19 protein-coding genes are annotated in these 16,031 nt (G+C 71.0%); 12 read left to right on the top strand and 7 right to left on the bottom strand.

What is annotated here, in order from left to right; all coding sequences use genetic code 11:
- Nucleotides 1–19 precede the first annotated feature (19 nt).
- Nucleotides 20–547: a hypothetical protein gene (locus GRX01_RS08285; RefSeq protein ID WP_159665469.1), complete on the bottom strand. Its 528-nt coding sequence runs from the start codon at nucleotides 545–547 to the stop codon at nucleotides 20–22.
- A 182-nt stretch (nucleotides 548–729) separates the two neighbouring features.
- Between GRX01_RS08285 and gatD the strand changes: the two genes are divergently transcribed.
- From gatD to GRX01_RS08310, 5 genes are all read left to right on the top strand, one after another.
- On the top strand, nucleotides 730–1,998 hold the full coding sequence (gene gatD / locus GRX01_RS08290) for a Glu-tRNA(Gln) amidotransferase subunit GatD (protein ID WP_159665471.1): 1,269 nt from the start codon (nucleotides 730–732) through the stop codon (nucleotides 1,996–1,998).
- The gene (locus GRX01_RS08295; protein ID WP_159665473.1) at nucleotides 1,995–2,948 is read left to right on the top strand and encodes a GNAT family N-acetyltransferase; all 954 of its coding nucleotides are present in this window, start codon (nucleotides 1,995–1,997) and stop codon (nucleotides 2,946–2,948) included. The genes gatD and GRX01_RS08295 overlap by 4 nt, the downstream gene beginning before the upstream one ends.
- A 45-nt stretch (nucleotides 2,949–2,993) precedes the next feature.
- A complete protein-coding gene (locus tag GRX01_RS08300) occupies nucleotides 2,994–3,314 on the top strand; it encodes a hypothetical protein (protein WP_159665475.1) in 321 nt (106 codons plus the stop codon).
- Nucleotides 3,315–3,378: 64 nt separating this feature from the next.
- Nucleotides 3,379–3,627 (top strand): hypothetical protein, encoded by a 249-nt coding sequence (locus GRX01_RS08305; protein WP_159665477.1) that lies wholly within the window; start codon nucleotides 3,379–3,381, stop codon nucleotides 3,625–3,627.
- Nucleotides 3,628–3,682: 55 nt separating this feature from the next.
- Complete coding sequence (locus GRX01_RS08310) at nucleotides 3,683–3,934, top strand: hypothetical protein (protein ID WP_159665480.1); 252 nt, start codon at nucleotides 3,683–3,685, stop codon at nucleotides 3,932–3,934.
- Nucleotides 3,935–3,948: 14 nt separating this feature from the next.
- Here the strand turns inward: GRX01_RS08310 and GRX01_RS08315 are convergent, their stop codons facing one another.
- Nucleotides 3,949–4,410, bottom strand: a complete 462-nt coding sequence (locus tag GRX01_RS08315) for a hypothetical protein (protein WP_159665482.1) — start codon at nucleotides 4,408–4,410, stop codon at nucleotides 3,949–3,951.
- Between the two features lie 161 nt (nucleotides 4,411–4,571).
- On the opposite strand from GRX01_RS08315, the gene GRX01_RS08320 reads away from it, so the two are divergent.
- Together GRX01_RS08320 and GRX01_RS08325 are read left to right on the top strand one after the other, a co-directional pair.
- On the top strand, nucleotides 4,572–5,198 hold the full coding sequence (locus GRX01_RS08320) for an adenylate kinase (protein ID WP_159665485.1): 627 nt from the start codon (nucleotides 4,572–4,574) through the stop codon (nucleotides 5,196–5,198).
- Between the two features lie 99 nt (nucleotides 5,199–5,297).
- Nucleotides 5,298–6,215, top strand: a complete 918-nt coding sequence (locus GRX01_RS08325; protein WP_159665497.1) for a DUF106 domain-containing protein — start codon at nucleotides 5,298–5,300, stop codon at nucleotides 6,213–6,215.
- Nucleotides 6,216–6,270: 55 nt separating this feature from the next.
- Here the strand turns inward: GRX01_RS08325 and GRX01_RS08330 are convergent, their stop codons facing one another.
- Complete coding sequence (locus GRX01_RS08330) at nucleotides 6,271–6,969, bottom strand: SDR family NAD(P)-dependent oxidoreductase (RefSeq protein WP_159665499.1); 699 nt, start codon at nucleotides 6,967–6,969, stop codon at nucleotides 6,271–6,273.
- 140 nt (nucleotides 6,970–7,109) lie between these two features.
- On the opposite strand from GRX01_RS08330, the gene GRX01_RS08335 reads away from it, so the two are divergent.
- From GRX01_RS08335 to cruF, 3 genes are read left to right on the top strand one after another with little or no spacing between them, the layout of a single operon-like run.
- Nucleotides 7,110–8,693, top strand: a complete 1,584-nt coding sequence (locus GRX01_RS08335) for a phytoene desaturase family protein (protein WP_159665501.1) — start codon at nucleotides 7,110–7,112, stop codon at nucleotides 8,691–8,693.
- A gap of 8 nt (nucleotides 8,694–8,701) precedes the next feature.
- A complete protein-coding gene (locus tag GRX01_RS08340) occupies nucleotides 8,702–9,658 on the top strand; it encodes a prenyltransferase (RefSeq protein ID WP_159665503.1) in 957 nt (318 codons plus the stop codon).
- Between the two features lie 44 nt (nucleotides 9,659–9,702).
- Nucleotides 9,703–10,572 (top strand): bisanhydrobacterioruberin hydratase, encoded by an 870-nt coding sequence (gene cruF / locus GRX01_RS08345; protein ID WP_159665789.1) that lies wholly within the window; start codon nucleotides 9,703–9,705, stop codon nucleotides 10,570–10,572.
- Between the two features lie 49 nt (nucleotides 10,573–10,621).
- Here the strand turns inward: cruF and GRX01_RS08350 are convergent, their stop codons facing one another.
- Both GRX01_RS08350 and GRX01_RS18810 read right to left on the bottom strand, forming a co-directional pair.
- On the bottom strand, nucleotides 10,622–11,581 hold the full coding sequence (locus GRX01_RS08350) for a phytoene/squalene synthase family protein (RefSeq protein WP_159665505.1): 960 nt from the start codon (nucleotides 11,579–11,581) through the stop codon (nucleotides 10,622–10,624).
- A gap of 195 nt (nucleotides 11,582–11,776) precedes the next feature.
- Nucleotides 11,777–11,914 (bottom strand): HVO_2523 family zinc finger protein, encoded by a 138-nt coding sequence (locus tag GRX01_RS18810; RefSeq protein ID WP_201289545.1) that lies wholly within the window; start codon nucleotides 11,912–11,914, stop codon nucleotides 11,777–11,779.
- Nucleotides 11,915–12,029: 115 nt separating this feature from the next.
- On the opposite strand from GRX01_RS18810, the gene GRX01_RS08355 reads away from it, so the two are divergent.
- Together GRX01_RS08355 and GRX01_RS08360 are read left to right on the top strand one after the other, a co-directional pair.
- Nucleotides 12,030–13,580 carry a molybdopterin-dependent oxidoreductase gene (locus GRX01_RS08355; protein ID WP_159665508.1) on the top strand — a complete coding sequence of 517 codons (1,551 nt, stop codon included), beginning with the start codon at nucleotides 12,030–12,032 and terminating at the stop codon, nucleotides 13,578–13,580.
- An 85-nt stretch (nucleotides 13,581–13,665) separates the two neighbouring features.
- Complete coding sequence (locus GRX01_RS08360; protein WP_159665511.1) at nucleotides 13,666–14,526, top strand: ZIP family metal transporter; 861 nt, start codon at nucleotides 13,666–13,668, stop codon at nucleotides 14,524–14,526.
- 61 nt (nucleotides 14,527–14,587) lie between these two features.
- On the opposite strand, the gene GRX01_RS08365 is transcribed toward GRX01_RS08360, so the two are convergent.
- Entirely contained in the window at nucleotides 14,588–14,971 is a 384-nt protein-coding gene (locus GRX01_RS08365) for a hypothetical protein (protein ID WP_159665514.1), read from the bottom strand.
- Nucleotides 14,968–15,978, bottom strand: a complete 1,011-nt coding sequence (locus tag GRX01_RS08370) for a DUF7490 domain-containing protein (RefSeq protein WP_159665539.1) — start codon at nucleotides 15,976–15,978, stop codon at nucleotides 14,968–14,970. Before GRX01_RS08370 ends, GRX01_RS08365 begins: the two co-directional genes overlap by 4 nt.
- Nucleotides 15,979–16,031 lie beyond the last annotated feature (53 nt).

Raw genomic sequence — 16,031 nt, forward strand, 5'->3', positions numbered from 1 at the left:
GTCCGAACGGCGACGGCGCTCAGACCTCCCGTGTCAACCCGTCGCGGAGGTCGCGCCCGAAGTACAGCCCCGCGACCGACAGGAGTACGCCGACGGTGACGCCGACGCCCGCGACCGGGAGCCCGTAGTCGGCGAGCAGGCTCGTCCCGACGAGGAGCGTTCCCGTCGTCAGCGTCCCGAGGAGGAACGCGCCGCCGGCCGCGAGCGCGCCCGCCACGGCGGTCTCGAGGTACGCCCGCCGCGAGCGACCCAGCCCGAGGGCGAACGCGGCGGCGAACAGTCCGAGGTACCGCGCCAGCCCGCCGACCAGCGGCACCGCCGAGCCCGCGATCAGTCCGGCGAGGAGCACGACGAACGTGAGGAGGAACCCCTTCGCCGAGAACGGAGTCCGTCCCAGCAGCGCGCGCGAGTCGCCGTCGGCGCTCCCGCGGTCGGCCTCCTCGACCCCGCTGTCCCCGTCGGGAGCGTTCGCCGCCGAGTCCGCGGACGAGTCGCCGGCGCCGTCGCGCTCGGCGAGTTCCTGTAGTTCCTCCAGACTCTTCGACATACCTCCACGTGGGCGGCCCTGGATGATGGCTCTTGTGCCATCGACGGGGACGCGACCGCTCGCATACGGACGGTGATCGCGTCAGTGCGACACACGGCGCGTCCCCGGGACCCGCCACGGGAGCCCGCCGTCGGAACCACGGACGGGCAGGTTCAAGTTCGCCCCGGCCGCTATCCTCCGGTATGACCCCGAGCCCCGGAGACCGCGTCCGCGTCGACCGCGCGGGCGTCACCGACGAGGGCGTGTTGATGCCGTCGAGCGACGAGGACCACCTCGTGCTCAAACTGGAGGGCGGGTACAACGTCGGCGTCGACCGCGACGCCGCCGCCGTCGAGGTGCTGGAGCGCGGCGCCCGCACGGTCGACGGCGACGGCGACGAGGCCGACGCCTCAGCCGTCGAGTTCGACGACGACCTCCCGACGGTCGCACTCATCTCCACCGGCGGCACCATCGCCTCCACCGTCGACTACCGCACCGGCGCCGTCACCGCTCGTTTCGACGCCGAGGACGTCCTCCGCGCCGTCCCGGATCTTGCGGGCCGAGCGAACTACCGCGGCCGCGTCGTCGCCAACATCCTCTCGGAGAACATGAACCCCGAGATCTGGACCGACCTCGCCGAGGCGGTCCACGAGGAGATCGAGGCGGGCGCCGACGGCGTCGTCGTCATGCACGGCACCGACACGATGCAGTACTCCGCGTCGGCCCTGTCGTTCATGCTCGACACGCCGGTTCCGGTCGTGTTCACCGGCAGCCAGCGGTCGGCCGACCGTCCCTCGTCGGACAACGTGATGAACGCCGTCTGCGCCGTCGAGGCCGCCAAGTCCGACTGCGCGGAGGTGCTGGTCTGCATGCACGCGACGCCCTCCGACGACCACTGTGCGCTCCACCGCGGCACGCGCGTCCGCAAGAACCACACCTCCCGTCGGGACGCCTTCGAGACCGTCGGCGCCGAGCCGCTGGGTCGCGTCGAGTACGACCCCCACGAGGACCGCGTCGACGTGTCCTACCGTGACGGGCGGGCGTACGCCCGCCGCGGCGACACCGACCTCGCGCTCGCGTCCGATCTGGCCGAGGACGTGGAACTGGTGAAGTTCACCCCCGGCATGGACCCCGCGGCGCTCGAGTACCTCGACGGGAAGTCCGGCGTCGTGATCGAGGGGACCGGCCTCGGGCACGTCCACACCGACCTGATCCCCAGGTTCGAGGAGCTCGTCGACGACGGCACGACCGTCGCCATGACGAGCCAGTGTCTGGAGGGTCGTGTCTGTGATCGCGTGTACGACACCGGCCGCGACCTGCTCGACGCGGGCGTCGTCGAGTCCGGCGACACCCTCCCGGGCACGGCGAAGGTGAAGCTGATGTGGGCGCTCGCGAACGTCGCCGACCCCGAGGACGCGATGGGCCGCGATCTGGCGGGCGAGCTGACCGAGGAGTCGAAGCCGTGGGTATGACGGGGGGCGAACTCGTCCGGGACGACCCGGACCACGAGTTCACGATCCGACAGGCCCGCGAGTCTGACGTCGAGGACGTCGTCAGCTTCACGCAGGACACGTGGGGGGACAGACACGGCGATTACCTCCCCGAAGTGTTCGACGAGATGGTCGCCACCGACGGGCCGACCCAGCACACGCTCGTCGTCGACGTGGACGACGGCGCCGACGTGGCGGGCGTCCTCCAGTGCGTCATGCTCTCGGACACCGAGGCGTGGGCGCAGGCGATGCGGGTAAATCCCGACTACCGCGGCCGGGACCTCTCGCCGGAGCTGTCGCGTGCGGCGTTCCGCTGGGCGCGCGACCGGGGCGCGGTCGTCTGCCGGAACATGGTGTTCTCGTGGAACGTCGCCGGGCTGGGCCAGTCGCGCTCGGTCGGCTTCGACCCGGCGACGGAGTTCCGCTGGCTCCAGCCCGACCCGGACGCCGACGCCGATCCCGGACTCGACGTCGTCGCCGACGCCGACGCGGCGTGGGCGTACTGGAGCCGCAGCGACGCGCGCGAGCACCTCCGCGGGCTCGCGATGGACGACGAGGAGTCGTGGGCCTGCTCGGAGCTGACGCGCGCGGACCTCCGGAACGCCGCCGACGGCGATGGCCTGTTCGTCGTCGTCGACGGCGGCACGCGGGCCATGTCGGCGCTGGCGTACACCTACGACCGCGAGAACGAGGACGGCGTCGAGGAGACGTGGGGCGTCTATCACGCCGCCGCGTGGGACGACACCGAGGCGCTGGACGCGCTGACGGACGCGATCGCCCGCGACGCCGCCGACCGCGGCATCGACGCGACCCGGATCCTGATCCCGGAGGGCGTCCGCTGGGTGTCCGACGCCGCCGCGACGCGAACGGCGGTCTCCGACGAGCCGGATTTCGTGCTCGCGGCGGACCTCACCGACGAGTCGCTGTTCTGACGACTCACCACGACCGAACCACTTTTTCTGCCGGATTCGATCCCCATGAGCGTGCTCCCCGTGGACCCCCTCCAGCAGTCCGTCGCGTCGATCCCGCCGCTGTTCGGGTCGCTTCCGGGCGGCGCCGACCTCGCGTGGACACTCCTCGTTCGGCTCGTGCCGACCGCCTGTGTCGCCGGCCTCCTCGGCTGGGACGCCGGACTCCGCAGCGACAACCCCCGCGCGTGGCCGACCGCCGCGGTCCTCGTCGGTGTCGTCAGCACGACCGCGCTGGTCGTCCTCGCCGCGCTGTACCTCGTCGGCGGCCGTGATCACCCGGTTCCGGACGCCCACGAACGGTACGGCGACGGCGGACGCGACGAGTGAGTGCGGCAGGGGACGCGAGGGACGGTGCCGCAGGAGTTATCCCTCGGCGAGCGCCTCCGGTGACATGGACGTCACAGTCGCGACCGCGGCGCTCCCGCTCCAGTTCGGCCTGATCGATCCCGGGTTCCTCGGTCTCCTGAACGTGATCGTCGCCGTCGTCGTCGGCTACTTCACCTATCAGGACGCCAAGAGCCGGCGAACCGACTCCCCGAAGCTGTGGGCCGGCGCGATGGCGCTCGCCTCGCTGCTGTTGAACCTCGTGGGGTTCCTCGTCGCGTTCGCGGTGTACTACTTCGTCGTCATTCGCGACTGAGCCGCCACACGGCGGCACCGACGCGACTTTGTCGGATGCGTCGCAACGCCGGGACATGGTCCCCCTTCCGCTGTTCGGAGCCGTCCCCGGCGGTGTCGAGTTGCTGATCGTGTTCTTCGTCCTCCTGTTGATCTTCTCGCTGTTGCTCCCCGTCGGGATGGCCTACTGGGTGTATCAGGACGCCAAGGGTCGTCGCGGAACCGACGAGACGCTGTGGGCGCTGGCGACGGTGCTGGCGGGGCTGTTCGTCTCCGTCTTCGGCGCCGGCGCGGTGCTGCTGCTGTACCTCCTCATCGAGCGCGAATAGGCTGCGCCCTCGCCCTAGACCTGCACGACCCACGCCCGGTAGTCCTCGGGCTGATCGTACACCTCCGCGAACGCGCGGTCGAGGAACCCCGAGAGGCGGTTCGCGTCCGACCGAGCGGAGATACGGACGTTCGTCCCCTCGGCCTCCTCGGGCGTCTCCCGTTCCTCGATCCGGAACTCGGGGTAGTCGTCGAGCAGGGCGTGCAGTCGCTCCAGCTCCTCGTCGGTGCAGTCGAGGTTGAACGTCTTCTCGGCGAACTGGATCCACGGCGGCGCCGCCTCGCCCTCGGGCGACCCCTCGTCGTCGCCCGGGTCCTCGGAGTCGTCCTCATCGCCGGACTCCCCGAACTGGATCTCCTCGCGCGGGGGCTCGACCTCGATCGTGAGGAAGGCGCTGCCGCGCTCGCGGTGGGCGGTGACGGCGTCGGCGAACAGCTTCCGCCGGTCGGCCGACGTGTCGGCGTCGAATCGGGTCATACCCGTTCGTACGACGAACCGGCGTAAAAACCGGGCGCTCCCGTTTGGCCGTCGGTCGTCGGGGGCGATCGACCGACCGCGGGCGGCGGGCGACCCGGCGCGACCCCGCGAACCGCGCCGGATTCAGCACGCCTTTCACCGTGGCCCCGGAGCGTGCAGACATGGCCGACCACCGAATCCTGCTGCTCGGTCCCCCCGGGGCCGGGAAGGGAACCCAGGCGAAGCGACTCTCCGACGAGTACGACCTCGACCACATCACGACGGGGGACGCGCTCCGGCAGAACAAGGACATGGAGACGGAGTACGGCACGCCCGGCGAGTTCATGGACGCCGGCGAGCTCGTCCCCGACCCCGTGGTCAACGAGATCGTCGTCGCCGCTCTGGAGGAGGCCGACGGGTTCGTCCTCGACGGCTACCCGCGCAACCTGGATCAGGCGGAGTTCCTGAGCGAGGAGACCGAACTCGACCACGTCGTCTTCCTCGACGTCCCCGAGGACGAACTGGTCGACCGACTCACCGGCCGCCGCGTGTGCGACGACTGCGGCGCCAACTACCACGTCGAGTTCGACCGGCCCGAGGAGGCGGGCGTGTGCGACGAGTGCGGCGGCGAGCTGGTCCAGCGGGAGGACGACACCGAGGACACCGTCCGCGAGCGCCTGCGCGTCTACCGGGAGAACACCGAGCCGGTCGTCGAGCACTACCGCGAGGAGGGCGTGCTCGTCGAGGTGTCCGGGGAGGGGACGCCCGACGAGGTGTTCGAGAGTCTCAGCGACGTCGTCGAGAACTGAACGACGGAAACCCTGCGGCGACGGCGCCGACCGCGACGCCTCGCCGGCGGCGCGACGAGAGTACAACCTTCTTACGTTGCTGTCGCCTAGCCGGGTGCAATGGCACGAATCGAGAAGCGCACTCGGGAGCTCGCCTCCGAGTCCGAGATGCGCGAGGCGATCGAACTCGTCCTCGAGCGCGCGGAGGACGGCGAGATCCAGTGGGTCGACGTACGCGAGGACCTCACCAGCGGGCAGTGGGGCCGACTCATCGAGCGCGGGCTCCTCGAGGACGGCGAGACGGGCTTCGCGCTCGCCGACCGCGACGCGATCGAGGCCGGACTCGAGGCGCCGGGCGCCGACGACAGCGCGGGCGGCGGAAGCGACGTGGAGCTCCCCGACTCCGAGGGGGCGTCCTGGAGCATCTACGACAAGGGCGCGGCCGTCGTGACGCTGTTGTTCTTCGTCGGCTACTCGTACGGACCGGTCCGCAGCATCGTCGGCGAGGCGATGGACGTGGTGCTCGGGCCGCTGCAGGACCTGTTGCCGCTGTACGCGGTCATCATGATCATCGCGACGCTCACCGGGCTGTACTCCACGCTCCTGCGCGCGAACCTGATGGACATGGACCGGATGGCCGCCTACCAACAGCGGATGAAGGACATCCAGGAGCGCCGCAAGGAGGCGAAGGAGCGCGGCGACGACGACGCCATGGAGGCCATTCAGGAGGAGCAGATGGAGGCCATGGGCGACCAGCTCGGCATGTTCAAGGAGCAGTTCCGCCCCATGGTGTGGATCATGGTCCTGACCATCCCGGCGTTCCTGTGGATGTACTGGAAGATCGGCTTCCGGGGCGCCGAGGGGCAGCCCGGCCTCGACCTCCAGCCCATCGTCCTCCCCATAGCCGGCCAGGTCACGTGGACGGACACGCTGTTCGTCATGCCCACCTGGATCATCTGGTACTTCCTGTGCTCGATGGCGTTCACCCAGATCATCCAGAAGGGACTCAACATCTCGATGTCGCCGTCGACGTCGTAACCCACACGTACCCGAGGGCGTCCGTTCTCACGTTCCCTCCTTCTTCAGTCGCTCCCTATCTCGTCGCCGTCTTCCACTCCCTGAGGCCGACGACCGCGCCGCCGTGCTCGGCGGGGTCGGCGTCGGTCGCCGCCCACACGAACATCGGCGCCACGTCCTCGGGGTCTCTGCCGCCCTGGTTCCCGGTGAGCGCGGTGTCGACCAACCCCAGATCGAGCGTCATCGCCGTCGCGTCGAGGTCGGCGTGCGCCTGCCGGACGACCGCCTCGGAGCCGGCCTTCGAGACGGCGTACGCGCCCATCCCCGGCTTCGGATCGCGGGCGACCGACCCCGAGGGCACGAGGACCCGTGCGTCCTCGTTCAGGTACGGAGCGGCCTCACGAACTGTGGCGAACACGCCCCGGACGTTCGTGCGAACGGTGTCGTCGAAGCGGCTGTACGGCTCGTCGTCGAGGGGCATCTCGCCGGGGGCGCCGTGGTTGACGGCGGCGTTGGCGACGACCACGTCGACCCCGGCGCGCTCGCCCGCGCGGTCGGCGTGTTCCATGAGCCGTTCGAGGTCGAACTCGTCACGCACGTCCGCCCGGAGGCCCGAGGCGGAGCCCGGGCGCGAGAGCGCGTCGACCGTCCCCTCGACTGCGTCGCCGTCGCGCGAGCAGACGACGACGTGAGCGCCCGCGTCGGCGAACGCCGAGGCAACGGCCCGTCCGACGCCGCGCGTTCCGCCGGTGACGACCGCGGTGGTTCCGTCCATGGGATCGCCAGGGGCCGGCGGGAGGTAGTGGTTGCGGACCGCGGCGACGTGCGCGACGGGCGATCGCCCTCCGTGGAGGGACCGATGGCGGCGATGCTCGTGCGACCATATTTATACATCGCCCCGCCGTAACACGGTTAATGCGCGAACCTCGTGACCGCTCCTCGCTCTCGGGGGAGGACGTGGTCGTGATCGGCGGCGGCTTCGGCGGGCTGTCGACGGCCTGCTATCTGGCCGACGCCGGCGCCGACGTGACCCTGCTGGAGAAGAACGAACAGCTCGGCGGCCGCGCCTCCGTGCTGGAGACGGACGGCTTCCGGTTCGACATGGGCCCGTCGTGGTACCTGATGCCCGACGTGTTCGAGACGTTCTTCGGCCACTTCGACCGGAAGCCGTCGGAGTACTACAGCCTCTCGCGGCTCGACCCGCACTACCGGATCTTCTTCAAGGACGGCGATCAGGTCGACATGGTCCCGGACCTCGAGGCGAACCGCGAGACGTTCGAGTCCTACGAGGCCGGCGCGGGCGACGCCTTCGACGACTACCTCCGCAAGTCCGAGCGGAACTACGAGATCGGGATGGAGCACTTCGTGTACGAACACCGCGACGACCTCGCGGACTTCGTCGATCCCGACGTGCTGCGTTACTCGTGGGGGCTGTCGCTGCTCGGGACGATGCAGGACCACGTCGAGAGCTACTTCGACGAGCCGAAGCTCCAGCAGATCATGCAGTACACGCTGGTGTTCCTCGGCGGATCGCCGCACAACACGCCGGCGCTGTACAACCTCATGAGCCACGTCGACTTCAACCTCGGCGTCTACTACCCCGACGGCGGGCTCGGCGCCGTCGTGGACGGTATCGTCGAGCTGGGGTCGGAGTTGGGCGTCGAGTACGTGACGAACGCGCCCGTCACCGCGATCAAGGGACAACGCGGCGGCTTCAAGGTGGAGACGACGACCGCGGACCCCGGCGACGGGTTCGCGGAGGGCGCCGCCGTGGCGGACGGTGGTGCCTCCGCGGACGCCACGATCACCACCGGGTCCGGCGAGAGCTACTTCCCGGACCTCGTCGTCAGCGACGCCGACTACGCCCACACCGAGCAGGAGCTGCTCGCGCCGCGCAAGCGCCAGTACGACGCCGACTACTGGGAGTCGCGGACGTACGCGCCCTCCGCGTACCTCCTGTACATGGGCGTCGAGGGCGACGTGGAGGAGCTCGCCCACCACACGCTCGTGCTTCCGACAGACTGGGACGAGCACTTCGAGCAGATCTTCGAGGAGCCCGCGTGGCCCGACGACCCCGCCTACTACCTCTGTGTTCCCTCGAAGACCGACGACACCGTCGCTCCCGAGGGGCACTCGAACCTGTTCGTCCTCGTTCCGATCGCGGCGGGGCTGGAGGACACGCCGGAACTGCGGAGCCGGTACCGGCAGCAGGTCCTCGACGATATCGCCGAGAACACGGGCGTCGACCTCCGCGACCGGATCGTCCTCGAGGAGGAGTTCTGCGTCGACGACTTCGCGGGGCGCTACAACTCGATGAAGGGATCGGCGCTGGGTCTCGCGCACACGCTGCGCCAGACGGCGCCGTTCCGCCCCGGCCACGAGTCCTCGAAGGTGGACGGCCTGTACTTCACCGGGTCGACGACGACCCCCGGGATCGGCGTCCCGATGTGTCTCATCTCGGGACTGCTCACGGCCGAGACGATGGGCGAGTCCGCCTGACCGCGCCCATGACGACCGCAGTCGACCCCGGCGATCCGGGGGACGCGACCGATCCGGCGGACACCGACGCGACGGATTCGGCCGACGCCGACGCGACCGATCGGCCCGCCGGCGCCGTCGCGAGCGCGCGCTACCTCCTGAAGCTCTCGCGCCCGCGCTTCTGGCTGTACCTCGCGGGGCCGATCGTCGTCGGGGTCGCCTTCGGCGCGACGACCGTGCCGGGGCTGTTCCGCCCCGAGAACTTCCTCCTGTTCGGCTACTTCCTCCTCCCGGCGAACCTGTTCCTCTACGGCGTGAACGACGTGTTCGACCGCGACGTCGACGAGGATAACCCGAAGAAGGAGGGTCGGGAGGTCCGCTACGGGGGCGACCCGGTCGTCCCCGCGGTCGTCGTCGCGTCGCTGGCGCTGGGAGCGGGAACGTTCGCGATCACGCCGCGGGTCGCGTGGCCGTTCCTCGCCGGGTTCTTCCTCCTCGGCGCGCAGTACTCGGCGCCGCCGCTCCGGTTCAAGACGACGCCGTTGCTGGATTCGGTCTCGAACGGTCTGTACGTCCTCCCGGGCGCCGCCGCGTACGCGCTGGTCGCGGGAGCCGCCCCGCCGACCGCGGCGCTCGCGGGCGCGTGGCTGTGGGCGATGGGGATGCACACGTTCTCGGCGATCCCCGACATCGAGCCGGACCGCGCGGCGGGCATCCGGACGACCGCGACCGCGCTCGGCGAGCCGCGGACACTCGCGTACTGCGCGGCCTGTTGGCTCGCCGCGGCGGGCGCGTTCGCGGCGGTCGACCCGCGGATCGGCGCGGTGCTGCTCGCGTACCCGGCGCTCGTGGCGGTCGTCCGGTTCGCGGGCGTCGCGATCGACCGCGCGTACTGGTGGTTCCCGGCGATCAACACCGTCGTCGGCGCCGTGCTCACGATGGGCGCGCTCACGCGGATCGTTCCCCCGGAGGCGGTGCTGTCGTGAGCCCCGGGACCGGGATCGGACGGGTCGCTGCCCTCCGCGAGGCGATGCCCGCCGACCGCCGCGAGGCGGAGGCGCGCCTCGACGCGCTCGTGCGCGAGAACCGCTTCACCATCTCGGTCGTGTTCCCGGTCGTGGGGGCGATACTCCTCGTCGCCAGCGCGGAGGGCGCGTTCGCGGGCACCCCGCTGGAACCGCTGGCGTTCAACGGGGGCATGATCCTGCTCGGCACGCTCGTGATGCGCTCCCCGCTGGTCGTCGGGCTCGCGCCGCTGGTCGGCCGTCGAGAGCTCGCGGGGATCGGGCTGCTGTCGGCGTACGCGTACGCCATCGAGTACGTCGGCGTGACCACGGGCTGGCCCTACGGCGAGTTCGAGTACCTCGTCGCGCTCGGTCCGGAGCTGGCCGGCGTCCCCCTCGGACTGCCGGTGTTCTTCCTCCCGCTCGTAGCCAACGCCTATCTCCTGAGTCTGCTCCTGCTCGGCGACCGCGCGGAGCGCACGGCGGTCCGGCTGTTGGCGGTCATCTCGCTCGTGTTCGTCATGGACGTGGTGCTGGACCCGGGCGCCGTCGCGCTCGGCTTCTGGGCGTACGAGGGCGTCGCCGACGCGGGCGCGCTCGGCGTGTTCTCGGGGGCGGGCTTCTACGGCGTCCCGCTCTCGAACTACGCCGGCTGGGTCGTCTCCGCGACCGTCGCCGTCGTCGTGCTCGACGCCGCCTTCGACCGCGGCGCGCTACGGGAGCGACTCGCCGAGTGCGATTTCATGCTCGACGACATGGTGAGCTTCGTGCTGCTGTGGGGCGGGGTGAACGTGTGGTTCCTCAACCCCGTCGCCGCCGCGGTCGCGGCCGGCATCGGCGTCGGGCTGGTCCGGGCGGACCGGTTCGACGCGTCGCTGTTGCGGCAGGCGTTCTGAGGAAGCGATCGCGGCGGCGACCGGACCGACCGCGGAACGCCTTCGCCGGTCAGCGCGCCGGGACGCGGTCGGCGTGGCCGGCGCCCGAGCGGTTCGACTCGCTGTCGCCGTACGGGACACAGGAGACGCGCCGGAACACCGTCTCGGGGTCCTTGCACCGGAACCACGCCCAGCGCGTCCTGACGAACAGCTTGAGCTTGCGGTACGTGCTCAGCTCCGGCGTCGCCGAGAGGGTATCGAAGCCCCGTTCGCGGATGAGCGCGTGGTGCTCCGCGTACAGCACCGACGCGAGCAGCACGGCGAACTGGCAGTCCTCTGGGAGGTACTTGATGCCCGCGACGCCCTGCTTGTACAGCGACTCCGCGCGGCGTACCTCGTGGCGCATCACGGCCTCGACGCGCTCGTCGAACTCGAAGCGCTTGATCTGCGCCTCCGTGACGTCGTACTCGCGCAGGGTCTCCTGCGGGAGGTACACCCGGTCCAGCTCCACCACGTCCTCGCGCACGTCGCGCAGGAAGTTCGAGAGCTGGAACGCGTCGCCGAGCGCCGTCGCGTGCGGGAGGGCGGCCTCGGGCTCGTCGGGGTCCATCACCGCGGTCATCATCCGGCCCACCGCGGAGGCGGAGCCGTCCATGTACGCCTCCAAGTCCTCGTACGTCTCGTAGCGGTCGGTGTCGATGTCCGAGCGCATCGCCTCGATGAACGTCTCGACGTCCTCCTCGGCGATGTCGTGCTCGTCGCACAGCTCCGCGAACGCCGAGAGGACGGCGTCGTCCGTCTCCTCGCGGCCGAGCGCGGCGTCCCGGAGGCGATCCAGCTCCCGGCGCTGTTCGTCCGGCGGTCCCGTCTCCGCGCCGTCGACGATCTCGTCGGCGACTCGGAAGAACGCGTACAGCACGTACGTCGGCTCTCGAACCCGTTCCGGCAGCACCCGGGTCGCGAAGTGGAACGTCTTCCCCGTGCGCTGTTGAATGCGCTTGCTTCGGGCGATCTGGTCGTCGTCTACCATCGTCCCTCCGGCGCGGCCCCCGCGCTGGTAGCGCTATCCCGTCCTCGCATCTGAGTGAAACTCACTAGGGCCGCCGACACCATAACAGTTGGTGCCGGTCGTGGCCTGCGGTTTTCGCCCCCGTGAGCGCCATCATCGAACGTGGAACGGTCACCTAGGACCCGCCCCACGGTCGACCCTCGAGGCGATCACCGTCTATCCGTAGAACGGGTCGGAACAGTCGAAGACGACGCCGTGTCGCGGGCAGACGTACTCGCAGTGGCGGTGAACCATCGACGCCCCACAGTACGGACAGGGCCGCGTCCGCTTCGTCGCCCCCTCGTCGTCGCTCATCGGTTCCAACTCGTCCTCCCACGACAAAGCGGTTCGGAAGCGCGGTCGGACCGGTCCGACGGCGGGTCCCCCGCAGCCGCACCCGTTTTATCCGTGGGAACCGTTGGGTAGCTGAATGGACCTCCGCCCCGCTCGCTCCTCTCGTCGGACCGCGATCGCCGCCGAGGTCGCCGTCGCCGTCGCCTCCGGAGTCGCCGTCGCGGCGGGCACGTTCCTCGTCGTCGGGTTCTCCCCCCGCTGGGTCGTCGTCGCGATCGCCCAGACGGTGCTGCTCGCGCTGCCCGACGCGGCGCTCGCGGCCGGCATTCAGGGGCTCGGGAGCACGGCCCAGCCGCTGCTCGTCGCCGGGGCGGCCGGGCTCGCGGTGGCGCTGTTCGGGACGCTCGCGTGGGTCGCCCGACGGGTCGGCCGGACTGCCGACAGGGAGCGGGCGGAGGTCGTCTTCCTCGTCGGCACGCTTCAGGCGCTCGCGGCGTTCCTGCTGTCGATATCGCCGGTCGCGGCCGTCGTCGGGGGCGCGTTCGGCGCGGCGGTCGTGGGGCTGGCGGGGGAGATCACGACCGGAACGGACGACGTGTCTCCGGCCCGCCGCGGACTGTTGCGATCGGCGGGCGTCGCGGCGACGGCGGTGGGACTCGCCGGGGCCGGGCCGCTCGCGCGGGCGGTCGGCGGGGGAACCGGCGACGGGTCGGAAGCGGTCGATCCCGATCCGCTCGTCGAGCGACTGCTCGGGACGGCCGCCGACCGCTCGTTCGACCTCGCGGGCGCGGAGCCGCTCGTCTCGGAGTCGTTCTACGTGGTGGACAAGAACGCCGCCGACCCCAGGGTCGACCCCGAGACGTGGTCGCTCCGGGTCACCGGCGCCGTCGACGAGGAGGTCGAGGTCGACCTCGGCGCGGTCGAGTCGCGGCCCGCCGAACATCGCTTCGTCACCCTCCGGTGCGTCGGCGACGAGGTCAACGGGCGGAAGGCGGACACCGCGGCGTGGACGGGCGTTCCAATCGCTGACCTCCTCGAGGAGGCGGGCGTTCGTCCCGACAGCTGCTGTGTCATGTTGCGCGCCGCGGACGACTACTACGAGGAGTTCCCGCTGTCGGCGCTCAGGGAGGGCCTGCTCGCGTACCGGATGAACGGGCGGCCGCTCCCGCGACAGCACGGCGCGCCGGTCCGGGCGCTGATCCCGGGCCACTGGGGAGAGATCAACGTGAAGTGGCTCACCGAGATCGAGATCCTCGAGGAGGAGGCGACGGGCTACTGGGAGGAGCGCGGCTGGCACGGCACGGGCCCCGTCTCGACGGTGGCGAAGCTCCATCACGTCGAGACCGATGACGGCGCGGTCTCCGTCGGCGGCCACGCCTACGCCGGAACCCGCGGCGTCTCCGCCGTCGAGGTGTCGACCGACGGCGGCGACACGTGGTCGGAGGCCGACCTCACCGACCGGCTCCCGGGGCCGACTCCCGCCGACGCCGACCCCGACGACTCGGACGCCGTCGGCGGCGAGGCCGCGGACGCATGGCGCGGCTGGCGCTACGAGTACGAGGCCGACCGGGAACACGAGGTCGTCGTCCGCGCCGTCGAGGAGGACGGCACCGTCCAGCCCGCCGCGGAGCGCGACCCGTACCCCCGCGGCGCCTCCGGGCGGGTGAGCCGGACGATCCGCCCCTGAGTGGGTCGGACCGACCGCCGACTCCGACCGGCGAATCGCTCCGCCGATCGGAGCCGTTATTAACGGCAATCGGTGCGTTAGTAACATGGCCGACGTGACTGCCGACGGGACCGAGCGTCGCCGGACGACTCGGACCCGGCTGATCGGCGCCGCGAGCACGGCGGCGCTCGTGGCCGCGACCGCGTACGCGCTCGCGACTGGGCGGACGAAGCTGTTCGGGATCGCGTGGATCGCGTTCGGGGCGATGGCGGTCGCCGGGTGGGTCGCCGGGCGGACCGACGACACGCACGCCGGGACGCTCGTGTGGGGCTACGGGCTCGCCGCGGGCGCAATGATCACCAGCGCGGCCGTCTTCCTCCTCCCGCAGGCGATCGGCCAGCACCCGGCCTACGGCGGGTTCGGCGTCGCGCTCGGGCTGCTCGTGGGGTACGGCGCACACACGCTCGGGCACCGTCTCTCGCACATGGACCTCCCGCTGGACCGATCGCTGGCGGAACTGACCGCCCACGCCGTGAGCGCCGGCGCGATCATCGGGATCATCTACGGCAACTTGCCGGACCTCGGGCTGCTGCTTGGGCTGTCGATCATCTCGCACAAGGGGCCGGCCGGCTACGCGGCCGTCCGTCGGTTCTCCGGCGACGGTGGCGACTGGACGGCGATCCTGTTGCCGGCGGCGGGCGTCGGCGTCGCCGCGATCGCCTCGTCGCTGTTCGCGCTGCCCGCCTCGGCCGCGATACGTGGCGTCGTCTTCGGGTTCGCCACCGGCGTGTTTCTCCACGTCGCGATGGACTTCCTCCCGGAGTGTGAGATCGGCAGCGAGGTCCACGACTCGCTGAGCCACGACGGCGACGCTCACGCCCTGTTGGACCGCCTCCGCGTCCACGCCGTCGCCAGCACCGCGCTCGGCGGACTGGCGGTGTTCGTCGGCTGGCTGGTCGTCGCCTGAAGACCTGAGACTACGCCGCGTTCGAGTTCGACACCTTCGGCGGATCGTGGTCGGGGCAGTCCTACGAGGTGACCCGACGGACCTGCCAGGAGATGCCCGCGGCCGCGACCAGCAACACGGCGAGGTTGAACGCGCCGTGGAACAGCGAGCGATACTCCGCGGTGACCCACTGGTTGATCGTCCGGGAGACGGCACCGTAGAACTGGATCCCCGCGATGAGCGCGAGCACGACGAGCGCGACGAGCACGAGGTAGTTCACGTACCTGACCATGTCCCGCGAGCGACCGCCGGCGCCCTCACTGATTGAGGCGTCGTCCGCCCGGGCGTCCGAGGCGGTGGCGGGTGCGACATCCGCAGTCGCCGGGGCGTCGTGGGTCGACGCCGTCGGCTCGCTTCCGCTCGATTCGTTCGGCGTGTCGTCGGGTTCGTCCGTTTCCTGGGTCATCGTCGGGTTCGCCTCCGTGCGAGCAGCGCGGCGCCGGCGAGCGCCACGACCGCGAGCGCCGGGCCGAACCCGGGCGTCGCCGTCGAGGTCTCCGTGCCCTCCGCAGCCTCGGTCATTCGGTCGCCCGCTCCGTCGTCGCCGCCGGCGAAGTCGCCGACCTCGAACTCCACCTCGCGGGTGGTCTCGTTGGCCGAGATCGTCTCGGTCGGGTCGAGGTTCGCCACCGAGCGGGCGGTGTCGACGAGCACGCCGTCGCGGTACACCGCGGCGTCGACGTAGTAGTTGTAGTCGCTCGGGACGCTCACCTCGGTCGTCGCGTCGGCGGTGCGGCCGGGGCCGATGTCGGCCACGGTCGTCGACTGGCGTGCGGCGACGAGGTTCGACTCGGCCTGTCGGAGGATCACCTCAACGCGCAGGTCCTCGCTCGACACCGCGCCGCCGTTCGTCAGCGACGCCGCGACCGCCAGCGTGGTTCGGTTCGCCCCCTCGTCGACGGAGGCGACCGACACCGACAGCGGGGGGACCGCCTCGCTCTCGGTGAAGCGGACCTCCGTGCCGAGCGCCTCCAGCCCCGAGACCTGCGTCCGGTCGCGGTCGACGACCTCTCCCTCGCGGAAGACGACCGTCTCGATCACGTAGCCGCCCTCGCGGGGCACCTCGATCGTCGCGTTCACCGCGACGCTTCGATCGCCGGTCAGCTCGTCCAGATCGACCGTCCGCTCGGTCGTCAGGAGGCCGGACTCGGCGTCGTACGCGCGAAACCGTACGGAGACGTTGTCCGTGGGGTTCCCGCGGTGGCCGATGCGGGTGTGCAGCGTCAGCGTCGCCGTCGCGCCGTCGACCTCTCCGGGTGCGATCGCCGGCGACTCGGCGATGGCGACCGGGCCGGGACGGACCGGACCGTCCGCGGCCGGGTCTGCGAGGACGCCGGGACCCGCGGCGACCCCGAGGAGGGCGACGAGCAGGACGGCGACCGCGCCCGCGGTCAACCGTCGTTCTCGTGACATGCGGGCGACACTGCACAGGCGCGTGGTAAACCCTTTGTGTACGACGGGACGGC

This window comes from Halobaculum saliterrae (assembly GCF_009831625.1).
In the GTDB taxonomy this organism is placed as follows: Archaea; Halobacteriota; Halobacteria; order Halobacteriales; family Haloferacaceae; genus Halobaculum; species Halobaculum saliterrae.